General features: G+C 53.7%; 18 protein-coding genes. 2 read left to right on the top strand and 16 right to left on the bottom strand.

Annotated elements, in window-relative coordinates; translation table 11 throughout:
• Positions 1-63: 63 nt before the first annotated feature.
• The 12 genes from miaA to O9139_RS05725 all read right to left on the bottom strand — a co-directional run bounded on the left by miaA (position 64) and on the right by O9139_RS05725 (position 15,854).
• On the bottom strand, positions 64-1,041 hold the full coding sequence (gene miaA / locus O9139_RS05780) for a tRNA (adenosine(37)-N6)-dimethylallyltransferase MiaA (RefSeq protein ID WP_270878509.1): 978 nt from the start codon (positions 1,039-1,041) through the stop codon (positions 64-66).
• On the bottom strand, positions 1,035-1,811 hold the full coding sequence (locus O9139_RS05775) for a class I SAM-dependent methyltransferase (protein ID WP_270878508.1): 777 nt from the start codon (positions 1,809-1,811) through the stop codon (positions 1,035-1,037). Before O9139_RS05775 ends, miaA begins: the two co-directional genes overlap by 7 nt.
• 4 nt (positions 1,812-1,815) lie before the next feature.
• Positions 1,816-3,831: a DNA mismatch repair endonuclease MutL gene (gene mutL, locus O9139_RS05770; protein WP_270878507.1), complete on the bottom strand. Its 2,016-nt coding sequence runs from the start codon at positions 3,829-3,831 to the stop codon at positions 1,816-1,818.
• Between the two features lie 3 nt (positions 3,832-3,834).
• A complete protein-coding gene (locus O9139_RS05765; RefSeq protein WP_270878506.1) occupies positions 3,835-5,265 on the bottom strand; it encodes a S41 family peptidase in 1,431 nt (476 codons plus the stop codon).
• A 53-nt stretch (positions 5,266-5,318) separates the two neighbouring features.
• Entirely contained in the window at positions 5,319-8,018 is a 2,700-nt protein-coding gene (gene mutS / locus O9139_RS05760) for a DNA mismatch repair protein MutS (RefSeq protein ID WP_270878505.1), read from the bottom strand.
• A 171-nt stretch (positions 8,019-8,189) separates the two neighbouring features.
• On the bottom strand, positions 8,190-9,650 hold the full coding sequence (locus O9139_RS05755) for a putative amidoligase domain-containing protein (protein WP_270878504.1): 1,461 nt from the start codon (positions 9,648-9,650) through the stop codon (positions 8,190-8,192).
• Positions 9,651-9,791: 141 nt separating this feature from the next.
• Positions 9,792-10,358: an outer spore coat protein CotE gene (locus tag O9139_RS05750; RefSeq protein WP_270878503.1), complete on the bottom strand. Its 567-nt coding sequence runs from the start codon at positions 10,356-10,358 to the stop codon at positions 9,792-9,794.
• Between the two features lie 108 nt (positions 10,359-10,466).
• Positions 10,467-11,432: an aromatic acid exporter family protein gene (locus tag O9139_RS05745; protein WP_270878502.1), complete on the bottom strand. Its 966-nt coding sequence runs from the start codon at positions 11,430-11,432 to the stop codon at positions 10,467-10,469.
• Positions 11,433-11,502: 70 nt separating this feature from the next.
• Positions 11,503-12,348 (bottom strand): ABC transporter permease, encoded by an 846-nt coding sequence (locus O9139_RS05740; RefSeq protein WP_270878501.1) that lies wholly within the window; start codon positions 12,346-12,348, stop codon positions 11,503-11,505.
• Positions 12,335-13,114 carry an ABC transporter ATP-binding protein gene (locus O9139_RS05735; protein WP_270878500.1) on the bottom strand — a complete coding sequence of 260 codons (780 nt, stop codon included), beginning with the start codon at positions 13,112-13,114 and terminating at the stop codon, positions 12,335-12,337. The genes O9139_RS05740 and O9139_RS05735 overlap by 14 nt, the downstream gene beginning before the upstream one ends.
• A 42-nt stretch (positions 13,115-13,156) precedes the next feature.
• Positions 13,157-14,170: an ABC transporter substrate-binding protein gene (locus tag O9139_RS05730; protein WP_270878499.1), complete on the bottom strand. Its 1,014-nt coding sequence runs from the start codon at positions 14,168-14,170 to the stop codon at positions 13,157-13,159.
• Positions 14,171-14,327: 157 nt separating this feature from the next.
• On the bottom strand, positions 14,328-15,854 hold the full coding sequence (locus O9139_RS05725) for a carboxypeptidase M32 (protein WP_270878498.1): 1,527 nt from the start codon (positions 15,852-15,854) through the stop codon (positions 14,328-14,330).
• Between the two features lie 131 nt (positions 15,855-15,985).
• On the opposite strand from O9139_RS05725, the gene O9139_RS05720 reads away from it, so the two are divergent.
• Both O9139_RS05720 and O9139_RS05715 read left to right on the top strand, forming a co-directional pair.
• The gene (locus tag O9139_RS05720; protein ID WP_270878497.1) at positions 15,986-16,309 is read left to right on the top strand and encodes an iron-sulfur cluster biosynthesis family protein; all 324 of its coding nucleotides are present in this window, start codon (positions 15,986-15,988) and stop codon (positions 16,307-16,309) included.
• A 59-nt stretch (positions 16,310-16,368) separates the two neighbouring features.
• Positions 16,369-16,935 (top strand): beta-class carbonic anhydrase, encoded by a 567-nt coding sequence (locus tag O9139_RS05715; RefSeq protein ID WP_270878496.1) that lies wholly within the window; start codon positions 16,369-16,371, stop codon positions 16,933-16,935.
• Positions 16,936-17,175: 240 nt separating this feature from the next.
• On the opposite strand, the gene O9139_RS05710 is transcribed toward O9139_RS05715, so the two are convergent.
• Genes O9139_RS05710 through O9139_RS05695 form a run of 4 tightly spaced genes read right to left on the bottom strand, consistent with a single transcriptional unit; the run spans position 17,176 to position 22,959 of the window.
• The gene (locus O9139_RS05710) at positions 17,176-19,299 is read right to left on the bottom strand and encodes a COG1470 family protein (RefSeq protein ID WP_270878495.1); all 2,124 of its coding nucleotides are present in this window, start codon (positions 19,297-19,299) and stop codon (positions 17,176-17,178) included.
• Between the two features lie 22 nt (positions 19,300-19,321).
• Positions 19,322-20,500: an ABC transporter permease gene (locus O9139_RS05705; RefSeq protein WP_270878494.1), complete on the bottom strand. Its 1,179-nt coding sequence runs from the start codon at positions 20,498-20,500 to the stop codon at positions 19,322-19,324.
• Positions 20,497-21,216 carry an ABC transporter ATP-binding protein gene (locus O9139_RS05700; RefSeq protein WP_270878493.1) on the bottom strand — a complete coding sequence of 240 codons (720 nt, stop codon included), beginning with the start codon at positions 21,214-21,216 and terminating at the stop codon, positions 20,497-20,499. The genes O9139_RS05705 and O9139_RS05700 overlap by 4 nt, the downstream gene beginning before the upstream one ends.
• A 33-nt stretch (positions 21,217-21,249) precedes the next feature.
• Positions 21,250-22,959: an efflux RND transporter periplasmic adaptor subunit gene (locus tag O9139_RS05695; RefSeq protein ID WP_270878492.1), complete on the bottom strand. Its 1,710-nt coding sequence runs from the start codon at positions 22,957-22,959 to the stop codon at positions 21,250-21,252.
• Positions 22,960-23,029 lie beyond the last annotated feature (70 nt).

The raw sequence follows: 23,029 nt of genomic DNA, 5'->3' as shown, positions 1-23,029 counted from the left end.
CCCCCTTAATAGAATGAAACGTCCGCCTCGATGGCACTTTTTGTAATGGTCATTAGAAAATGGTCATTGTTGTTGATTATATTCAATTTTATGTACAAACTTTCCTGCTATTATAGCACTAATCATTTGGAAATGCGCAGAAAAATTTGCCGATTCCGTCACATCCATCCAATGAATGTCTTTCATGTGCCTGAACCAGGAGAGCTGACGCTTGGCGAACCGGCGGGTATCGCGCTTCAAGAGCGTCACGGCCGCCTCCAAGGTAAGGTTGCCGTCCAAGTACTGGACGATTTCCTTATAGCCTAGAGCTTGCATCGAAATCGCCTGCCGCGGACAACCGGCATCCAGAAGCGAGCGGACCTCTTCGACCAACCCTTCTTCCATCATGGCATCGATGCGTTCTTCAATCCGCTGGTACAACAGCCCCCGGTCCATCGTCAGCCCGATTATACATAGTTCGTAAGGCGACTCTTTTTTCTGGCCGGCTAATTGGGCCGATGCGGTTTGGCCGGAAAGATGGTACACCTCCAGCGCCCGGATGACGCGCCGACGGTCATTGGCATGAATCCGCTCCGCGCTCTCGGGATCAACAGCGCGCAGCTTGGCGTGCAGCGCTTCTTCCCCATGCGCTTCGGCATATTGCTCTTGCTCCGCGCGGAACGCCTCATCCATGCCGAAGTCGGTAAATTGATAATTGTAACAAACGGATTCAATGTAAAGACCGGTCCCGCCGACGATGAACGGCAGCTTGCCGCGGCCATGAATCTCTGTAATCAGGTTTCGTACTCGTTCCTGAAATTCTGCAGCCGAGAATGGATAGGACGGATCGTGGATATCGATTAAATGATGCGGCACGAGCTCCTGCTCCGCTTTGCTCGCTTTCGCTGTGCCGATATCCATTCCGCGGTAAACCTGCATCGAATCGCCGGAAATAATTTCGCAATTAAACTGCCGGGCAAGGTCCAGACTCAGCTTCGTCTTGCCGACAGCGGTGGGACCGAGAAGCACGAGTAATTTCGGCTTAGTTGAAGCTTCTAACACAGTCGAATCACTCCATAGGTTGTTTTCGTTGTTGAGCGCAGCACTTGCTCGAAGCCTAGCCTAGCGAATTCCTTGCTGTCTCTGTGCTCCTTGAGCACGATACATTTGCGCGCAACGCGGCGCGCCTCCGCCATCGCTTCCATGGACACCGCCTCCGCATTGGCATGCGTTCGAAGCGGCGATATCGCGCTGGATTCTTCAATCGGCTGTCTGAACATCGGATCGAAATAGACAATATCCACACTATCCGCTGCCAGCTGCCGCAAATAATCCAGATGATGCATCTGCTTCACAGCGATCCGCCTCATGGCGCTATTCAGCTCAGGGATCTCTGATTCGTAAGCTGCAAGGCCTTCCTGAATCAGCATCGCCGGCACAGGCTCGCTCTCTAAGGCCGTCACCCCGCCTAACGTGCCGACGGCATAGGCGAACACAATGGCGTCTGACGCCAGTCCTGCGGTGCAATCGACGACAACATCGCCCGCTGCGGCACCCGATGCTTGCAGCATCAGATCGGCTTCGCCCCTCAGCAAGCGCTTGATGCGTACGAGTGCCATGCTTGGATGAAAAAAGTGCGCAGGCTCATCTCCTTCATAGTACCTGATCTCTTCCTTTGTCACAAGCAGCACGGCAGGATCTGTAAATTTCTTCTTGATTTGTGGTAAAGAATCCCGTCGTCTTGGCACGAGACGGCCGCCGTACGTGTCGGCAAGCCGCTGTGCATGCGCCAGCACTTCGGCAGACGGGTTATATGAAGTCGTTACTAACACGGGTCTACATCACTCGCTTAAACATTTTTTCCAGCTCGTACGTCGTAAAGCTGACGACGATCGGCCGTCCATGTGGACATGTATACGGGTTGCGGCAGCTCGCCAACCGGTCGATCAGCGTCTCCATCTCCAGCATGCTGAGTCCTTGGTTGGCCTTGATCGACGCCTTGCAGGAGCACATGATCGCCGCCTTCTCCCGCAGCTTGGCGATGTCCACCGCCTTCTTCTCGCTTAGCACCCATTCGCAGATCTCTTCCACAATCGCTTTCTCTTCACCAGCGGGGAACCAGTGCGGGTGGGCGCGAACGATAAACGTATGGCCGCCGAACGCTTCTAGATAAACGCCCGCTTGCTCGAACAAGATCAGCTTATCGGCGATAACCCCCGCTTCCGAAGGCGTGAATTCGAGCGTGATCGGAACGAGCAATTCTTGGCTCGCCTCAGCAGGATTGCCAAATCGCTCATAATAATATTCATAGTTAATCCGCTCATGGGCGGCATGTTGATCAATTAAATAAAGACCGGATTCGTTTTGGGCCACCAGATAGGTCCCATGCATTTGACCGATCGGGTCCAGCCTCGGGAACGTCGGGAGCTTCGGCACATCCTGGTCCTCGCCAATCGGCAGCAGGTCCAAGAAAGCTTCATTGGCTTTGCGCTGCTGCTGCATGGAGGCTGGCCGCTGGCCCCGATCCGCATAAGCGCCCGGCGTCGCAGCATATTGCGGCCGGGAAGCTGCAGCTGGCTGCGACTCCACACGATAAGGCGCTGCCGCTTCCTTCACTTGCCCCCTCGGAGAGCGCTCAGTGCCGAAATCGCTCAGCGCATCGTTGGGCAAGCTGGCAGGCCGGGGCGCAGGCGCGAAGGCCGGCGGATCAGCAGCCGGCACAGGTGGAGCGCCAGCTCCCGTCAGCACGTCGGCTTGCGCCGTCGGCAGCGTGGCTGCAGGCTCCGCAGCACGGGTCAGCTCCAGCTGCTCCTGCACATACGCGCCCTTCGAAGCTGCCGGCTTCTGCCCTGACGGGATCAGCACCTGCTTGCCCAGGATCCGCTTCACTTCCGCTTCAATCAGCGCGGTCAGCTCTGCTTCCTTGCTAAAGCGGACCTCGAGCTTGGCCGGATGTACGTTCACATCAACAAGCGACGGGTCCATCGTAATTTGCAGCACCGCGACCGGGAAGCGGTTGATCGGCAGCAGCGTGTGATAGCCCTGCAACAGCGCTTGGTTCAGCGCAAAATTGCGCACATACCGGCCATTGACGATGGTCGATATGCCGCCGCGATTCGCGCGGGTCATTTCGGGCTTGGCCATGAAGCCCGATATCGCGTAATCCAGGCTCTCCGCCTGGATTGGCAGCATTTGCTTGCCGACGGCTGTGCCGTAAATGCCGGCGATGACCTGCAGCAGGTCACCGTTGCCGAGTGTTTGCAGCAGCATATTGCCGTTATGCTTTAAGGAAAAGGCAATGCCCGGATGGGCGAGAGCCAAGCGATACATATAGTCGGAAATATGACCGAGTTCGGTTTGTATCGTTTTCATATATTTGAGACGGGCTGGCGTATTGTAAAAGAGTTCCTTCACCGTCACTTCAGTCCCGCGCGAAGCCGCTGTTTCTTCGAAGGTGCGGATCGTGCCGCCTTCGATGCTGATCTTACGCCCCAGTCCATCGTTCGTAGAGCTGGTCACGCAATCCAGGCGGGAGACGGAGGCGATACTCGGCAACGCCTCGCCTCGGAAGCCGAGCGTCCGGATTGAGAATAGGTCCTTGCTCGTGGCGATTTTACTGGTCGCATGCCGCTGAAATGCGAGCTCGCAATCTTCCGCTTCCATTCCGGAGCCGTTATCGGCAACCCGAATGAGCTGCAAGCCGCCTTCTTCAATCGTGACATCAATCCGTGTGCTGCCTGCGTCAACTGAGTTCTCGACAAGCTCTTTCACAACGGAAGAAGGGCGTTCAACCACTTCTCCCGCCGCAATTTGGTTGGCAATATGCTCGTTTAAGAGCTGAATTTTCCCCATACCTTAACTCCCCTTTACAGCGCGAAAGGAAATATTCTCTCCTTGATCGTCTACTTTCAGTTGCGGGAAGTATTCTTTAAACAGACTCACATCAATATAGCTGGTTCCATTATCAATGATCAGCTTGTCCGATTGGCCAGGGACGGCGTGTGTCCCGGAAGCATCGGCGATATCAACCGTCCGGTTCGCTTCATTCCACGTAATCGAAGCGCCCACAAGAGCCGCTAGCGCCCGTGTATTGGCATAGAGCTTGCCATTCTCATGGAAAGCGCCCAGCGCGGTTGTCATTTCCACGCCATTGTACAGCGTTGTATGCTTCGTTACTTGGACATTGACGTCAGCAATACCGCTGAGATGAAGCGCCGTAATAAGTTGAGCCGCACTGCCATCAACCTTGACATCTGGCGTAATGCCAACTTTATTCACCTTGCGCATGTTCGGCGTTAAGTATTCCTCCACCGTAACCTTGAGCGCGCTGCCGCCATCCAGTTGATAGATTTGCTGCACACTGCCCTTCCCGAAAGTTTGCATGCCGATTACTTTGGCAACATTGTAATCCTGCAATGCGCCGGACAGCACTTCGGATGCACTGGCACTATTTTCATTGGCCAAAATATAAACAGGGATCTGTAAGCTCGTTCCCCCGTCAAAGGAGATCGGCTCATCCACGCCGTTGCGGTCCTTCGTATGAATCAGGATACCTTCCTTGACAAATTGCTTGGCAATGTTTTGCGCGGTGTCTACGAGTCCTCCCGGATTGTTTCGGACATCCAGAATGAGCGACTTCAAGCCTTTAGCCTTCAGGTCAGACAATTGTTTGGCGAAATCCTCATCGGCATCGCTGGAAAAATCAGTAATCTGGATATACCCGACACCGTTGGAAAAGCTGCTGCTGTACACTTCCGGCACATTGACCGCTTTGCGCGTCAGCTCAAGCGTCAACTGCTTGTCGCCGCGCAGCACCGTTATGTTCACTTTCGTTCCCGGCTCGCCAATGATCTTGTTGCGAGCGGAATCGACCGATTGCGGGTCAACAGCCACGCCATCGACTGCAAGCAAATAATCGTCGCGCTGCAAGCCGGCGCTTTGCGCTGCTGAACCGTCAAATACTTCCGAAATGTAAATGCCTTTATCGTCTAACCCGATCCGGGCGCCCATACCGACGTAATTATTTTCAAGCGAGCTGTTGAACTGTGACATTTCTTCTTTGCTGAAGAAGACGGTATACGGATCTTTCAACCCATCGATCATTTGCTTGATGGATTCGTTCGCTAATTGATCGACAGTGACGCCGCTGACATGCAGCTTGCCAATAATTTCGCGGACTTGCTGGGTTTGCAAATCTTCCTGCGCAAGTGCGCTAACCGGCGTAGCCATCAACAGAGCGGAAACTAAAGCCAGAGCGACCTTCATCTTCTTATTTTGAATCTTCATGCTCGTCCATCTCCCCATGTAGCTGATGTAAGATACCGGACCTGACATCCGGGTTATTGCAGTTTCTGCTTCCATTCATATACAAGATTGAGCGCCTGCAGCGGCGTCATGTTGATTAAATCGATCCCTTTCAGCTGGTCAAGCACTTGCTGCGACTTGCCGTCCAGCTTCTTTTTCGCTGCTGGAAGGTTATCGCTGTCCTCCGCAAAGAGGGACAGCTGCTGAATGGCTGCCGCCGGAGCATCAGCCGGCGGTTCGTCGGCCGGCGGAGCTGCTGGCTCTCCAGCGGCGGCCGGCTCCTCGGCCCGGCGCTCAAGCGCAGTGCGCGGCGCCGAAGCGGCAACCTGTGTGGAGGCGGCCGAACGCTCTTCAAAGCCGCGCAGCAGGTCATAGGAGCGTTGGATGATCGCATCCGGCAGTCCGGCAATTTCGGCACAATAGATGCCGTAGCTGGTGCTGGCTGCCCCGCGGATCAGCTTGCGCAGGAAGGTGACCTGCCGGCCGCTCTCTTTGACCGCCATGCAGTGGTTGCGCAGATGGCGGAGGCTCTCTTCCAAGTGCGCAAGCTCATGGAAGTGGGTCGAGACGAGCGTCTTGCAGCCGATTCGGTCATGCAAGAACTCGATGACCGCCTGGGCAATCGCCATGCCTTCGCCGGTCGATGTGCCGCGGCCGAGCTCGTCGATAATGACCAAACTTCGGCTAGTCGCCTTCTCGGTCATGACCTGAATGTCCATCATTTCAACCATGAACGTACTCTGCCCGCCGATCAAATCATCAGCCGCGCCGATCCGCGTAAAGATCCGGTCGATAACCGGAATGCGCGCGGACACGGCCGGGACAAAGCAGCCGATCTGCGCCATCAGGCAGATGACGGCAACTTGCCGCATGTAGGTGCTTTTACCGGCCATATTCGGCCCGGTAATGAGCAGGATGCGGCCTTCTTCTTGCTCCAGGCTCGTTTCATTGGCAATAAACGAGCCATCCTGAATGACCGCCTCGACGACCGGATGGCGGCCCTCTTCAATATGAAGATCGAAGCCTTCCCCGATCTCCGGCTTGCGGTAGTGATAAGCGGCGCTGACCGCAGCCAGCGACTGATACACGTCAGCGGTGGCGATAACCTCCGCCAGCTTCTGCAACCGGGAAATATGCTGGGAAATCTTGTCGCGCAGCTCGGTGAACAATTCATATTCCAAATCGACCATTTTATCCTGCGCTTCCAGAATAAGGGCCTCTTTCTCTTTCAATTCCGGGGTCACATACCGCTCTGCATTGGCCAGCGTCTGTTTGCGCTCATAGCGGCCTTCCGGCAGCGCGGCCATATTCGCCTTTGTAACTTCGATAAAATAGCCAAACACTTTGTTGTAGCCGATTTTCAAAGATTTGATGCCGGTCGCTTCGCGTTCCTGGCGTTCCAGCTCGGCAATCCACTGCTTGCCGTTCGTGCTCGCTTCGCGCAGCTGATCCAGATACGGCTGATACCCTTCGCGGATCATCCCGCCGTCGCGGATCGAGACCGGAGGCTCGTCGACGATGGCGCCAGCGATCCATGACATGACATCCTCGCAAGCATCCATCCCGGCGACGAGCTTACGCAGCGTCTCGGAACCGGAAGCGGCACAAACTTCCTGCAGCAGCGGAACTTGCCGGAGCGAATGCATCAACGCTACCATATCGCGGGCATTCGCATTGCCGTATGAAATCCGCGCGACTAGGCGCTCCAAATCGTAGACTTCTTTCAGCGCCTGCTTCACGTCTTCGCGAACAATCAACTGGTTATAGAGCAGGTTGACGGCTTCCAACCTTTCCTCAATGCGCGATACGCTCATCAACGGCTTCTCGATCCAGCGGCGCAGCATGCGCGCCCCCATCGCAGTGACCGTTTTATCTAACAGCCAGAGCAGGGAGCCCTTCTTCTGCCGTTCGCGCACCGTCTCGACAAGCTCCAGGTTGCGGCGGGTGAACGGGTCCATCGTCATATACTGGTCCGGCTCATAAATCCGGATATGCTTGACATGGGTGAGCGCACGCTTCTGCGTCTCCTTCAAATAAGCCAGCAGAAGCGCGACTCCTTTGCGGTTCAATACTGACAGAGCAGGCAGTGCCGCGTCTTCGGCAAACTGCTCGTCCAGCAGCTTCTCATCGGCCTGCCCCCATGCCGTCATCACCGTGTCCCGGCTCCAGGCAGCGCTGTGCTCGCGAATAGCTTCAAGCAGCTGCGCACTGGCAATAATCTCCGACGGATTGTATACATTAAGCTCGTCCATCACCAGTTCCCAGGAACTGGAAAGAAAAGTCGTATACAGCTCACCGGTCGAGATATCACATGCCGTGAACGCGTAGGCGCGCTCATCAGCAGTGAGCGATACGATGTAGTTGTTGCTCTTCTCGCCCAGCAGCTTACTGTCCATCACCGTTCCCGGCGTGACGATGCGCACGATTTCGCGGCGCACGACGCCTTTGGCAGCGGCCGGATCTTCAACCTGCTCGCAAATGGCGACTTTATATCCTTTTTCAATCAACCGGGACATGTAGGTTTCGGCAGAATGGTATGGCACGCCGCACATCGGAATGCGTTCCTCCGCCCCGCCTTCCCGACCGGTTAATGTAATTTCCAATTCGCGCGAGGCATTAATGGCATCCTCAAAAAACATTTCATAAAAATCGCCCAGACGGAAAAACAAAAATGCATCCGGGACCTGTGCCTTCACGGCCAAATATTGCTGAATCATCGGCGTGTATTGAGCCATAGTACCGTCCGTTCCTCCAACTCTCATTCGTAAACAAATCTACGAATCTATTCAATCTATCAGGCTATAAACATGCAGCAGACAAGCATAAGCCAGCAGGAGCCGTTGATGCTAACAAGCTCCCGTAAGGACTTATAGCAGCCGCTCCTGTTCGTATAAGTATACTTTCTATTATAGCATGAATTGCTCTTCAAAAGCCTCTTTACGAGAATAGGGTGTAATTTTCCAAGCTTTGCGGATATCTTCCCGTTCATTCCAAGACGTCATCGATTCGATGCGCGACCGCATCCGCTCTAACGGTGCAGCAGCGAGACTGTACGCCTTCAATCCGGATAGTTCGTTCCATATTCTAGAAACTACTCCTTTAAGCATCGTCTTGTCTCCACGATAATAGGCAGCCTGAATGTCCGTTTCCGCAAGCGGCCGCCATGGCAGCTGCCAGTAATGATCGGCGATCAGCGAAGCGAGCGTGAGCACGCCGTGTGCGATTTCCGGCGACTGAAGCCAGCTCGGCAGCGTGCGGTATTCGAAGCCGCCATGCGGCTTGCGCCGGAAATCGCCGAGACTGCCGTAGCGCGGCCGGCGCCCGCCCGTCGTAGCGCCTTCGATCAGGATCAAGGGCAGCGCGAGGTAGTTATCGAGCGCGCGCAGGAGGTGCGCATTCAGCCAGCAGCGGCTGAAATGGATATGTCCGCCGAGCGGGTACCCGCCCGCCGGCATGCCTCCCGAGAGCCACGCCAGGCTCTCGTCCGTAATCGCCCGCGCGGCGAGCTGCATCGTCTCCTGCAGATTCCTCGTCAGCACGCGCGGGTCTGCGCTTGGCTGCGGGCGCAGCTCCGCCAGCGGCAGAATGACCCGATGCCCGCTGAGCACGATGGCATCGCAGCCGACAGCGCCTTCGCGCGTCAGGAAGCGGTCGGCGTAGACGACTTTGCCCTGCGGGCTGAGCAGCAGGAATTCCGGGTCCGCGCCAAGCATGACCCGCTCCCTGCGCCGCAGTTCCTTCGTCAGCGCAGCGTCGTAGCGGTCAATCGCCTGCGCGAACAGCTCGGTGAGCCGGCCGTTCAGCTTCGGCACCGGATCGACATCGAGCACCAGCGTGTGCCCGCCGGGCAGGATGCCGATCGTCACCAGGCCGTAGTCGAGGCCGAGCGCGTAAACCGCTTTGACCGCTTCGCGGCTCGCCCGGCGTACATAGAAGCCTGCGAGCTCGGGCGCGACTTCGCGATACGCCGCTGCGGCGAGCTGCTGCTGTCGCATTAGCCGGACGCTCGGCGCGGCGGCAAGCAGCGGCTCCTTCTTCTCATAGACGGCCAGCGTCTGCAAATGAAACACGGCCACTTTGAATTTGTGCGTGAATACCGGCTGCTCCCCCTGCGCGATATGCGTCGCCGCAGTTTTTATGCCGTGCAGGCTGAGCAGCTCTTCACGCCTCGCTCGTTTTTGCGCGCGGAGAATCGCTTTGAGCGGCTGCAGGGCAGGCTGGCCCGGAAGCTCATCATGCGCAGCTCCCCAATGAATGACGACCCGCCCCTGCCAATCGGCCGGAAGCTTCGTTCCGCTCGGGATGCGGATCCGGCCGGCGAGCTCCAGCGCTTCTGCTTCCTGCGCATGCAGCAAAAATGTTTCCATGGCCCCAACTCCTTCACGTGCAGCAATGGCAGTTTGCTTGTGGCCTCATGCTGCACGCCCAATTCTCGCAACAAACAAAAAAGAGGGCGTATGCCCTCTGACGAACCAAAAACTCCAGCATAGACTGGAGTATAAGGTTCCTTAATCCACTTCATCTTCGAGCAGATCGGCGTCCAGATCCTCGAAATCTCCGCCGGTCTCGTCATCGAAGTCCACATGCTTATCGTCGAGATCACTTGGGCCATAGGGGCTCACAATGACGAAAACTTTTGTCTCCGCAACCATCTCGACTTGGAACTCCCGTTCCACCCGAATCAATACGCTGTCGCCGCTGGAGGAGACACTGGCTTCCACACAGTTAGGCTCTTGGGTTGCGACAGCGGAAACTTCGGCCGTCGTGGACTTATGTCTTTTGTCCAGGTAGCTGAGCGGCACGACCTCTACATACGAGACCGTTTCTTTGGCGACATCTGTTTTGGTGTTTCGATCGTAAGAATACCAGATGTTGATATCATAAGTACCAACTACTTCTACGCCCTCTCCGGATTGGATCGCCTCATACTGGTTGTTGATAATCCAAGCGCCCAATATACTAGTCGGAGAAAAGGGCGGAGTCACGGTATGACTTACGTGCGAAAATTTGCGGCCTTTTCCGCAGACAGCTTTAGTTATGATCTCTCTGCTCTGCAAATCTTTATTTAATGACATCCTTTCAACCTCCTCCATACAATCATTCATTACAAGTGTATGCAGGACATTCGTCTAGGGTGACAACTATTTTTGTATATTTTTATCTTATAATTGCACACGCGTTTCTTAGATTTCAGAAACGGCAGGCCGCTGTTTTTTCTGCTTTTTGGCAATGGACAAGAACTGCAATAATTCGCGGTTCAGCTGCAAAATCGCCGATCTGACTTCAAATTCCTCGCGGCTGCCGGGCAGCGGCATCGCTTTGTATCGTTGATCCAGATCCTGCAAATCTTTCTCTGCTTTGCCCGAATAATAGTCTTCTTTTACCGTCTGGCTTAACTCTTCTAATATAGCGGCTACCGGCTCGCCATGCGGAAAAGTCTGATAAACCTGCGCCACAAGGCCCATCATCCGCTGGATGGACTCGAACTGCTCACCCCGCATATAGAAGTAAACCCGCCAATACGGATCACCGCCAAAAATGAGCGAGTTCTCCATGGACTGTTTGGCTATAGCGGCGCCGCGCTCAATCTCCTCGCTTGCCTCCAGCAGCTCATGGCCGTCCCAGATCACCGAATTGTCGCGCAGATGCTGGGCAATCTTCATAAAAATCGCGGCAAACAGCTCTTCGACGTTCGTCTTGTGCGTGATCAGCGCTTTGTCAGGTTTGGGCATATACGCGATATTGATGACAGTCGCCGTACCCAAGCCGACGAACAGCAGTTCGATTTCACCCAGCACGGCCGCAGGTGAGGCAGTCTCGTACGCATACAGATGAAACATGACAACGGCGCCGGTAACGGCACCTTCACTGATCCCCAGACGATGCAGCACAGGAAATGTGAGTAAAATAAAAAGTCCCGCGACCCAAGCGTGAAAGCCAAGGACAGCAAACATCAGCGAGCCGATGAGCAGCGCTAGCACGGAAGCAATGACCCGATGAATGGAGCTGCGAATGCCTTTCTTCTTCGTTACTTCAACGCCTAAAATCGCCAAAAGCCCGGCGGCTGCAGGGGTTTTGATCCCCAGCCAATGCGCGAGCCACATAGCGATAACGACCGCGAGGGCCGTTTTTAACACACGAAAGCCCATAGCGATTCCACCTTTTTAACTGGATTAACTATGGGCTATTATTTCATTTTATCGCGCTTGTTGGCAAGTATTACCGATGCTTTGTAATTTTTTTCTCCAGTACAGATACGCCTTGGTACATCAGGGTCGCGACAATCGCGATGACGATCAGCGTGGAAATCACCAACGTGAAATTGAACACTTGAAACCCATAAATGATGAGATACCCGAGCCCGATTTGCGAAACGAGAAATTCGCCGACAATGACGCCGACCCATGCCAGGCCGACATTGACCTTTAATGTGGCCACAATGGCCGGAAACGAAGCCGGTAAAATCACCTTTTGAAACACTTTGCGCTTGTTGCCCCCAAACACGTTTACGACTTTCACATAGTTGGCGTCAACCTCTTTAAAGCTGCCATAGACGACAAGTGTCGTAATAATGACAGTGATCGAAAGCGTCGTCGCGATAATGGACAGCAGCCCGGGGCCGAGACCGACGATAAACAGCGGGCCGAGCGCCACTTTGGGCATACTGTTCAGAACGACGATATACGGATCCAGCACGCGCGATAAAAAAGGCGACCACCAAATGATCACGGCGAGGGCGGTGCCGAACAAGGTGCCGAGCGCAAAGCCGACGATCGTTTCCAGCACGGTTGCCCCTACATGAGGCAGCAGGGAGCCGTCCAGCAGCTTCGTCCACAGCAAACTAAATACTTTGGACGGGTAGCTGAACAAGAGGACGTCCACCCATTTCAACCGCCCAGCTACCTCCCATAAGGCAAAAAAGGCGATTAAAATGACGATCTGCGTCACGCGGACATGTCTTGTTTCTTTCTTCAGGCCGGTCAGGAACTGCCGATGCACGCTTTGCGAAAGCTGCTGAGCGGACTGCAGCTCTGCCTGCGGCATCTCCACTTTATGATTCGGCATCCGTATCGCCTCCAAACTCCTGCCAAATATCCCGGAATAGCGCATTAAAGCCTGGCTGCTCCCGCGCTACGAACGGCAAGGGATCGCGAATGGCAGTGGGCACTTCGAATTGCTTGCGTATCCGTCCGGGATTCGGTTCTAATACGATGACGCGATCACTCATCGCGATCGCTTCGGATATATCGTGCGTGACGAGCAGCGCTGTCTTCCGCTTGGCGCGCAGCGTCTCCACGACCAAGTCCTCCAGCTGCAGCTTGGTCTGGTAATCGAGCGCGGAGAATGGCTCATCGAGCAGCAAAATTTCCGGGTCGGTAGCGAGTGTCCGCACCAGAGCGACGCGCTGCCGCATGCCTCCGGACAGCTGCGCCGGATAATAGTCCTTGAAGCGAAGCAGTCCCATTTCGTCCAGCAAATGGAGCACTTCCTCCTTCTTCTCCTTGCTTAAGGTGCCGGAGATTTCCAATCCGATCGCAGCATTATCCGCAATGGTCCGCCAAGGAAACAGGTAATCCTGCTGCAGCATATACCCCACGCGCGTAGATGGCCCCCGCACCGTCTCACCTGCCACTTGAACCGTACCTACCGTCGGCGCGATTAAACCGGCAATGATGGACAATACGGTCGTTTTGCCGCAGCCGCTCGGACCGATCAGACTGACGAACTCGCCGCGGTGAATAGCGAAACTCATCTGCTGGATGGCCAACGTCGCCCGCTGTTCCGTTACGTACACTTGGGTTACATCATCCACTTTTACCGCCTCGTTCATGGCGCTCACTCCCTTCCTGATCCACATTGCCGGAACACCAGCTTACGGCTTCACATTGCTCTTTGCTTTTTCCGCGAACGAGTTATCCACCAGTTTCTTCCACTCGACTTTTTCCTTCAATTCACCGGCAGTCGTCATGACATCCAGCAAGTTGTTCCATTCTTGTTCATCCACGATCGGATCTGTCGCAAAGGAGCCTTGATCTTTATAGCGCTTAATTACGCTTTTGACGATTTCAATGTCCGTATCGCTAAAGTAAGGGAGCACGGCATTGGCGATTTCATCCACACTTTTTGCCTGCACCCAATTTTGCGCGCGTTGGATGGCATTGGTGAACTTTTGCACCGTACCTGGATTTTTATCCATATAGCTCTTCTTGGTCATGAAAACGGTGTATGGCAAATGCCCGCTCTCGACTCCAAAGGAAGCCAGAACATAGCCTTTTCCTTCTTTTTCCACAATGGAGGCTTGCGGTTCAAACAGCTGCACATACTCGCCAGTGCCTGAAGAATAGGCGGACACAATGTTGGCAAAGTCCACGTTTTGAATTAATTGCAAATCTTTTTGCGGATTGATGTTGTGCTTCTTCAGCGTGAATTCGCCGGCCATTTGCGGCATGCCGCCTTTGCGCTGGCCGAGGAATACGGATCCTTTGAGTGAATTCCAATCGAAATTATCGACTTTCTTGCGCGCGACCAGGAAAGTGCCGTCCGTTTGCGTAAGCTGCGCAAAGTTGATGACTGGATCGTCCGAGCCTTGTTGCGATACGTAGATCGACGTTTCTGAACCGACTAACGCGACATCAATCCCGTTCGACAGCAACGCTGTCATCGTTTTATCGCCGCCAGGCGTTGTCGTCAGCTCGACGTCGAGCCCCTCATCCTTGAAAAAACCTTGTGAAAGCGCCACATATTCTGGCGCGTAAAATAAAGAACGCGTCACTTCGCCGATGCGGACTTTCGTTGCTTCTTGCTTTGTCGTGCCGCAAGCAGACAGCAGGATGCTGAACAGTAATACGACGGATAGCCCGCAGGCTCCCATTTTGCGGATACTCATTTGGCGTACCTCCTATAGATGTAAGTACAGTATCCTATGCAGGAGCCCAAATGACTGTTAATGCGTGGAAACGGATTCGAGTGCTTTCCGCTGCACAAAAAAACATCACGTCTAACCAAAGGACACGCCATTGGTCACGTGATGTTTATCGCTTGCTTTAGATACCGTATACCGCTTTGTACTTATCTTCCAAATATTGAACCAAGTAGTCCGGATTCAGCTCTTCGCCGGTTACCCGCTTCACGATTTCATTAGGCGTTTGCAGCTTGCCATATTGATAAATCTTCTCGGTCAGCCATTCTTTGATCGGCTCCAGGTTGCCAGATTCAATGAGGCTTTCAAATTGCGGCAGCTCTTGGCGCAGCGTATTCGTAAACTGCGCCGCATACATATTACCGAGCGAATACGATGGGAAATAGCCGAACGAGCCGCCGGCCCAATGTACGTCCTGAAGGACGCCTTCGCCGTCATTGCTAGGACGAATGCCCAAATATTCTTCATATTTGGCGTTCCACGCTTCCGGAAGATCAGCTACCTCAAGCGTGCCGTTAATCAACGCTTTTTCCAATTCATAGCGAATCATAATATGGAAATTGTACGTCAACTCGTCTGCTTCGATGCGAATGAGTGAAGGCTCGATGTGGTTGATCGCTTTGTAGAACGTGTCAACGTCGATGTCATCGATCTGCCCGCTGAATGTCTGTTGCAGCTCCCCATAATAGCGGTTCCAGAATTGCTTGCTGCGTCCAATCACATTCTCCCAGAAGCGGGATTGCGACTCATGAATGCCCATGGACGTGCCTGTGCACAAATTCGTTCCGACCAAATCTTTGGAAATGTTCTGTTCATACAGCGCATGACCGCCTTCATGGATCGTTCCGAACAGCGCAGATGTGATATCGTTAGGCAAGTAACGGGTTGTAATGCGCACATCACCCGGGTTCAATGCGGTTGCGAACGGATGGACGGTTTCATCCAAGCGGCCGGCGTCAAAATCATATTTCATCTGTTTTAAGATGGATAACGAGAATTGCTTTTGCTTGCTGATCTCGTACTGCTGATCCAAGAAATCACGGTTCGGCTGGTTCGGCGAAGCTTGAATCTTCTGCAGCAGCGGAACGACTTTGTCGCGCAGCGCGCCAAATACTTCATCCAGCTTCTCCACAGTCATTCCAGGCTCATACATATCGAGCAAGGTGTTATATTTATTGCCTTCATAGCCCCAAAGCTCAATGAATTCCTTGTTGGCAGCCACAATTTTCTCCAAATACGGCTGGAACATCGTCCAATTCGACGTATGCTTTGCATCTTCCCAAGCGGATTCCGACTGCGACGTCAACACGACATAGGCTTGATACTTGTCAGCCGGAATTTTTTTACTGCGATCATATTCCTTCTTGCATTCGAGCACCATTTTACGGGAAATCTCATCCATCTGCTCCAATTGTTCCGGCTGATGGAGGACTTGCAAATAGTTGCCCATTTCTTCCGATGTAGCCATGCGGAACACTTCGGTCGAAAGTTCGCCAACGACTTCCGAGCGGGTTTCAATCCCTTTCTTGGGAGCGCCGGTGCGCATATCCCAATAAATTAAGGAAATCGCCTCTTCGTACTGCTTCATTTTGCGCACATAGGCTTTAAATGCTTCCAGCTTCGCTTGATTCTCTTGAACGCTTACGCTCATGCTCAGTCTCCTTCCAAAAGTTTCTGAATTCATCATACTTCGTCCATTGCACAGAATCAAATTTATGCGCAGGTATGATACTATAATGAATAGGAATTTATTTTTCTCTGAATAGCAAAGGAGTCTTTTTTATGAAAATTACATGTACAGATGCTGCTATAGCTAAATTACAACCATTCCTTGAGGATGGAAATACGCTGATTAAGCTCGTGTTCGACACCGAAGGCTGCGGCTGCTCCGTGAACGGTGTGCCGACGCTATGGCTGGTGGGTGAAGCCGCTGGAGGTGAAATCCAGGCGGAGTCTGAGCCTCTGAAGCTGATCTATAAAGCGAAGGATGAGATTTTCTTCGAAGATCAGATGAAGTTAGACTATCAGGATTCCTCCAAATCTTATATACTTAAGAGTAATAGTCAGATTTACAATGCGCATATGGCTTTGGTAGACAAAAGATAACGAAGATGAGCAATGCGCATACTTACACCAACTATACAAATCGGTTTGGAGGGAATACCATGACTTTACTCACTGAAATACTGGATCATAATCAGCAATTTGTAGAAGCACAACAATACAAAGAATTTTTGACAACCAAATTTCCGGATAAACGGATGGTTGTTCTCACTTGCATGGATACGCGACTCACGGAGCTGCTGCCGAAAGCGATGCATTTAAGCAACGGCGATGCCAAAGTGATCAAAGACGCGGGAGCGATTGTCTCGCACCCCTTCGGCAGTGTGATGCGAAGCATTATCGTGGCTGTCTATGAGCTGGGCGCGGACGAAGTGTTCGTCGTCGGCCACTACGATTGCGGGATGACCGGCCTCAACTCCGATAACGTACTTTCAAAGGCCAAAGCACGTGGCGTATCGAATGACGTTATCGAAACGTTAGATCACGCCGGCATCAACTTGTCGAGCTGGCTCACCGGCTTCAACCATGTGCGCGAAGGCATCGAGCACAGCGTGAACGTAATTCGCAACCACCCTTTGCTGCCAAAGAACTTGCCGGTACACGGACTCATTATCGATCCGGAGACGGGTCGCTTGGACTTGATTGACGATGGGTATGCGGTGAAATAAATAATAAGGAGCTAAGTGCCTGCTGGCGCTTAGCTCCTTTGCTTTTATCCTGATATAGAGCCGGATAAGTGTTGGACTGCGTCGGTTCCGCCCAATCTACGCTGCACATCACCTAATCTGACGCGTTTATAGCCTCGCAACCACTTGGCGCAACGTGCTGTATAGCGACCCGTGACCCGGTCGAGGGTTTTCCAGAAAAGGCTGCCCTTCGTCCATTATGGACAGAGGGCAGCCTCTTTTTTACGGCTCAATCGTCCGCAGCAAGCGCTTCGCGTCGCCATTCGGCGTTGCCACGACTTCGTACATATTAATGCTGACATCGTCGTTAAGCTGCTCGGATTTGATATTGCCGAAGTCGACAAACTGGATGCCGGACATAATTTTATCCAGTCCGGTGAAAGCGAATGCCTTAGAGCTCAGCAGACGTCCCTTCGAGTCGACAACTTCAAATAGGAGCTGGGAGAAATTGGCATCCGTAATCACTTGCTCCTGCCGCTTCAAATCCAAATCCATCCGCATGCGGTAGGCGTACGATTGATCGCGGTTATACGTGGCGCTAAATGATGCGTCATTTAACGTAATCAGGAACGGATACAAGCTCATCTCGCCTTCAGCCGGAATCGGCTGCACGGCGGTTTTATAAGAGCCCATCGCCAAACGGTTAGCATCGTACAGGTTCAGCGCAAGCTGGTCGCCTTTCTCCGTATCCGGGAGCATGTAGGAGTAGCTCAGCACATAGCTCGTATTCGGAGCGATATCTTTGGCGACGGACGATTGGCGGGCGCCTGAGTACGTATAACCGCCAGGGCTGGTCAAGTCGGTCTGGAAGTCCGGCAGCGTCACCGTTGACGTGCCTTTATTCGTCAGCTTGTATTTGGCCACAACCGTCTTGTAGCCAAAATCGGAATTCTCGCTCATCCCCAGCTCCACAAGGGAGAGATCGAGGTTCGAATCGATCCGGTCGGTTCCCGAGAGCGGGAACGGCTCGCCGATCGTATACGCCTGCGCAGCGGTGTACGATGATACCTCGCCGCCGCTGCCCGCTCCGGCCAGCGCCGTGACCATCACCGGCAGCGCTGCTTTGTTCGAAGACGCAGCGGCCCCACCGGACCCGCTATCGCTGCTCGTCTGGCCTGTCCCCTGCTGCGTAGTGCCTGAAGCAGGCTTCTCCAACACGACGAGCTGCAGCGCGTCCGTGTTCAGCCCTGCCGGCAGCACGCCAGAGAAGCGGAACGTTGTCGACTCGTTCGGCGACAAATACGCCGTGCGCACCGCGTTATCGCTCGATGTGACGGCGACGCCGCCGCGCAGCGCCTGGAACGAGGCGGACAGATCGGGAAGCGTCACGATCTCGTCGCTTTTGTTCGTCAGTGTCACATTGGCTTGCAAATGCAAGCCGTCCGACTGCTTCGATGCCGCTGCCCACGAAGTAGCAATCGCCAGCCCGTCCGCGTCCGTCTTCGGATAGTTCACGCTGTCGCCGATTTTGCCGCTCACAAAGGAGCTCGTCAGGTTCAAAGAGCCCAGCACCGTTGTCTTCACTTGGCCTTTCGGCGAGAACAGCAGCGTCAGGCGGCTCATGTCCAGCGTGGCCGGCACGGCGGCCTGCATGGTGACTTTAACCGGCTGCTGCGGCAGCAGAGACACGCCTGTGCCATCGGCAAATTGCGCGCCGTAAGTCAGCCCTTTATTGTCCTGCAAGTTGTATTCCAACCCATCCGGCAGCTTCAAAGTCGTACTACCTAAATTTTCCAGGACTAGATCCGTATAAATGATCCACACGCCATCTTTGTACACTTTATAGCTGTTGCCAAGTGCCGCCGTCACTAGCGCATCGTCAGGGAGCGTGGTATCCAGCTCTTGCAAATTCAATACAGCCTGTTGGAGAACGGCTTGCCCATCCCCGACAGCTTTCTCAACAGAGAGCGCGCCGATATCTTGCATGGTATTGTAATCCCATTTAAAAATATCGACCTTTAATTGGCTCGGGTCCAGATTTGTCGGAATTTTGGACGAAAATTTAAAGGATCCCGTCTCGTTCGGCTTGACTCGGGCAACCGTTTTTTCTGTCAGCTTGGCCGTATAGGAAACGCCCTGGCTATCGATCACTTTAACACCGTACTGGTTAAAATCAACCGTATCCGTGCTGCTATTGTTCAAATCCAGCGAAAATCGCAGCGAGCTGTCATCAGCGCCGGCTGATAACGTCACTTTATCCAAAGAGAAGTACACCGAATCGCTGAGGAACACGCCTTCTTTTCCGGCCAAGGCCGTGGTTGCCAACGGCAGCGTCAGCAAGCCGGCCGCCGTCACCAGCATCCCAGCGCGGGTGAGCAATCTTTTCATCGTGCGTTGTTGCTTCATCGAAAGTACCTCCTATAAATGTTCAATCAAAGCGCAGCGCGTCAATCGGACGCAGTTTGGACGCTTTATTCGCTGGATATAGGCCAAATATGACACCCACAAGAACAGAGAATAAAAAGGCGTACAAGCTGATGTCCAGGGAAAGCTTCGTCGTTTGCTTAGGGCTGAAATAAGGCAAGGCATACGAGAGGCCGATCCCGATCAACAGGCCGATTAGCCCGCCCAAACCGCTAATGACGACAGCTTCCACTAGAAATTGCAGCAAAATATTTCTCCGCTTCGCGCCGATCGATTTGCGGATTCCGATCTCCCGGGTCCGTTCACTGACGGTTACGAGCATAATGTTCATGATGCCGATGCCGCCGACGAGCAAAGAAATCAAGGCGACTGCCACTAGTTGATTCGTAAGCGTATTGGTCGCTTCGGTCCGTGCCTTCAGCAGCTCATCCTGATTGGTCAGCACGAAGCCGGTGTCACTTTTAAATTTGTAGGTCAAATACTGCTTCATCGTCTCCTGCGCCTTATAGATATCGTCCTTGGTCGGCGCTTCCACATAGGTCGTGCGGATTTGACCGAGCTTGAATTGTCGGCGCGCTGACTCCAATGGTACGATAATCGTGCTATCGATGGAGGATCCGCTAATATTCGAGCCCTTCGTCTGCAGCGTGCCGACGACCGTAAATACGACGCCATCGATATTGATATCTTCACCGACCGGGTCCAACGTGCCGAAGAACGTTTTGGCCACCTCGCTGCCCAAAATGGCAACATTGGAGCGGAACTCCATATCTGCCGGCGCAAGGTTCCGCCCTTTATCGATATCTGATTTCACGATGCCCAGGTAACGGTCATTCGTCCCGAGTACCGTGTACTTCTCCTGTGTGCGATCATATTTGATGTTCGACCCGCTCTTGGTCATGGTCGGCGCAATCGCTTTGAATTCGGGAAAATTTTCGAAATTCATTAAATCATTATAATCCAGCTGCGTGGCACGACCGTTTCCGTTCGCTGTGACCACCAGCAAATTCGTCCCCATGTTCTCATACTGCTTGGCGATAGCCTCCGATGTCCCTTGTCCGATGGACACTAGCGTCACAACCGAGCTTACCCCGATAATGACACCCAGCATCGTCAAAAAGGTGCGCAGCGGGCTGGACAACACCGTGCGCATGGACATGCGGATCAGCTCACTCAGCCTCATACGCTCACCTCTTGCTGCTGTGGGCGTGCGGCGCCATCGTTGCGGTAATCGTCGATGATGCTGCCGTCGCGCAGAGCGACAACACGCTTCGCGTTGTCGGCGATGTGGTGATCGTGCGTAATAAGCACGATCGTATTGCCTTGCTGATTCAGCTGCAGAATCAGCTCCAACACTTCCTCGCCGGTGCGTGAATCCAGCGCGCCTGTCGGCTCGTCGGCCAGAATCAACGACGGTGAGATCGCGAGCGCCCGCGCAATCGCGACTCGCTGCTGCTGGCCGCCCGAAAGCTCGCTCGGCTTATGGTGACCGCGCTGGCCCATGCCCAGCATCGTCAGCATCGCCTGGGCGCGCTCGCGCCGCTCCTTCTTCGGAATGCCGGAGTAGATCATCGGCAATTCGACGTTCTCCATCGCTGTGAGGCGGGGCAGCAAATTGAACTGCTGAAAAATAAAGCCGATCTTCTGGTTCCTGAGCTCGGCCAGCGCATTATCGCTCAGCTGTTCGGTAGCGACGCCATCCAGCTTATAGCTGCCGGACGTCGGCACATCCAGCAGGCCGATCGTATTCATCAGCGTCGATTTGCCCGAGCCGCTGGGACCGATAATAGCAACAAAATCACCCTCGCTGACGTTTAACGAAATGCTTTTCAAAATATGAAGCTCTTCCTCACCGCGTTTATAAACTTTCCTTATATCTTGAAGCTCAATGATATTCATGCCGCAAACCCTCCTTTCCCAACAACGTCAACGTCACCGGCCGCCGCCAGCGCCACTGCCTCCGCCACGGTTACCGCCATTGCCGCCTGCACCCGCACCTCCGGCACCACCACCGAATCCGCCTCCGCCAGGGCCGCCAGCTCCGCCGTTTTGCTGGAATTGCTGCCGCAAGCGGTTGACTTCATCCTGGCTTAGGTTCTGCTGACGCTTCACGCCTGGCAGGACAACTTTGTCGCCTTCTTTCAAGCCGTCTGTTACTTCAATTTGGGTTTTGGAGCGAATGCCAATCTTGATCTCATGCTCAGCTTCCGTCGTGCCGTCGGGCTTCTTCAGCGTGACGAAGCGTTTGCCCCGGGACGACTGCAGCGCTTCAGGCGGCAAGTAAATGACATCTTTTTTATCCTGAATCAAGATTTCTCCTGTCGCCGTCATCCCGTATTTCAGTGCATTGTCCTTGTTCTCGGTAGCTAGTACCACGTCGTAGAACGTAACGCCGTTGGTCGTTGTCCCGACCGTAGACACCTGCGTCACTTCCGCCGGGAAAATGCGGCCAGGCAGCGAATCGACCTTGATCTCCGCCTTCATCCCTGTCTTAATATTCGGCAAATCCAGCTCGTCGACCTGAATCGGCAGCTGCATCTGCGCCAAGCTCGTCACGGCTCCGAATTGGGTGCCGCTTGTCACTTTGCTGCCCACGGTGAAGCCGGCCAAAATATCGTTTTTCTTATTAACAAAATCGGTGGAAAAAACACCGTCAAACGGCGCTGTGATCTTCAGCGCATTTAACTTCTCCTGCGCCGCATCCACCTTCATCTTTTGCCTGCCCAAGGCCGATTGTTTGCTTTGAATATCATCAGCGAACGTATCATTGATGAACGTGCCGATGACGTCGCCTTTATGTACGACATTGCCTGTTTTGAATGGCAGCGTCTCCACGTTGCCGGTTACGCCAGCCAATACCGTTGAAACAGTCTGCACCTGCAAGGCGGCTTTGCTCTGCGAATCGACCGTGCGGCCGCCAATGGTCACCGTACCCAAGGCATTCGCCCCAGGGTCCATTGAACTGTCGTTCGGCAGCGCTACATCGATATCCAGCAGCTTGCCGCCTTTGCCATCTGACCGCGGATCTTTGCCAATGCTTTGCACCGTGCCTGTCTTCGTAATCATAAACCCGTCAATGGTAATGTCGACGGGATCGCCTTTATGCAGCTGTGCCGCGTCTTCCACATAAAAAGGGAGCGTGACAAGCAGGGTATTCGTATCGGAAATCGTGGCGAATTTCGTTGTTTTAGACACGGACGCGCCTAATTCAACATTCGTCGCATATGTAATTTTACCGGAAATCGGCGCTCGAAGCTGCATATTACTCTGCTGCTGCAGCAAGTCGTTCAGATCTTTTTGCTGCTGCTCATAGGTTTGCTCCGCGTCTTGATAATTGCTCTCAAGCTCCGTGCTGGTCAGCTCAATTAACAGGTCACCGGCTTTGACAGGCTGGTTGCGCTTCAATTGGATCGATTTAATATCGGCATCCACCGGCGCAGATAAAGTCTGCGTATCCTTTGGCTCAAATTGCGCCGTACCGGAAACCGAGAAGCGGATATTACCTTTTTTCGCATCGACGGTCACTTCTTTGGCTTCGGTTGCGCCCGTTTTTTTACCTTTGGTCAAATAGACATATGTGCCGCCTGCACAGACCGAGACTGCAATGACGGCGATGAACCACTTGCTGCGATACCATTTCATCTAAGCCTTTCCTCCTCAAACTATGTAGATCACTAGCGCTCCTTCACCCGTGAAGAACTAAGCATGTTGC

Origin of the sequence: Paenibacillus aestuarii, from assembly GCF_027789125.1 — a bacterium.
Lineage (GTDB): Bacteria > Bacillota > Bacilli > Paenibacillales > NBRC-103111 > Paenibacillus_E > Paenibacillus_E aestuarii.
The sequence above is the reverse complement of the archived record's forward strand: the minus strand, read 5'-3'. Positions and strand labels throughout refer to the sequence as shown.

Bases quoted from the DNA above. Each gene is read 5' to 3' on its own strand.
- O9139_RS05750 (WP_270878503.1), bottom strand. From the start codon at position 10,358: ATGTCATTAAATAAAGATTTGCAGAGCAGAGAGATCATAACTAAAGCT.
- O9139_RS05755 (WP_270878504.1), bottom strand. From the start codon at position 9,650: ATGGAAACATTTTTGCTGCATGCGCAGGAAGCAGAAGCGCTGGAGCTC.
- O9139_RS05715 (WP_270878496.1), top strand. From the start codon at position 16,369: ATGACTTTACTCACTGAAATACTGGATCATAATCAGCAATTTGTAGAA.
- O9139_RS05740 (WP_270878501.1), bottom strand. From the start codon at position 12,348: ATGCCGAATCATAAAGTGGAGATGCCGCAGGCAGAGCTGCAGTCCGCT.
- mutS (WP_270878505.1), bottom strand. From the start codon at position 8,018: ATGGCTCAATACACGCCGATGATTCAGCAATATTTGGCCGTGAAGGCA.
- O9139_RS05730 (WP_270878499.1), bottom strand. From the start codon at position 14,170: ATGAGTATCCGCAAAATGGGAGCCTGCGGGCTATCCGTCGTATTACTG.
- mutL (WP_270878507.1), bottom strand. From the start codon at position 3,831: ATGGGGAAAATTCAGCTCTTAAACGAGCATATTGCCAACCAAATTGCG.
- O9139_RS05700 (WP_270878493.1), bottom strand. From the start codon at position 21,216: ATGAATATCATTGAGCTTCAAGATATAAGGAAAGTTTATAAACGCGGT.
- O9139_RS05695 (WP_270878492.1), bottom strand. From the start codon at position 22,959: ATGAAATGGTATCGCAGCAAGTGGTTCATCGCCGTCATTGCAGTCTCG.
- O9139_RS05720 (WP_270878497.1), top strand. From the start codon at position 15,986: ATGAAAATTACATGTACAGATGCTGCTATAGCTAAATTACAACCATTC.
- O9139_RS05705 (WP_270878494.1), bottom strand. From the start codon at position 20,500: ATGAGGCTGAGTGAGCTGATCCGCATGTCCATGCGCACGGTGTTGTCC.
- O9139_RS05745 (WP_270878502.1), bottom strand. From the start codon at position 11,432: ATGGGCTTTCGTGTGTTAAAAACGGCCCTCGCGGTCGTTATCGCTATG.
- O9139_RS05765 (WP_270878506.1), bottom strand. From the start codon at position 5,265: ATGAAGATTCAAAATAAGAAGATGAAGGTCGCTCTGGCTTTAGTTTCC.
- O9139_RS05725 (WP_270878498.1), bottom strand. From the start codon at position 15,854: ATGAGCGTAAGCGTTCAAGAGAATCAAGCGAAGCTGGAAGCATTTAAA.
- O9139_RS05735 (WP_270878500.1), bottom strand. From the start codon at position 13,114: ATGAACGAGGCGGTAAAAGTGGATGATGTAACCCAAGTGTACGTAACG.
- O9139_RS05710 (WP_270878495.1), bottom strand. From the start codon at position 19,299: ATGAAGCAACAACGCACGATGAAAAGATTGCTCACCCGCGCTGGGATG.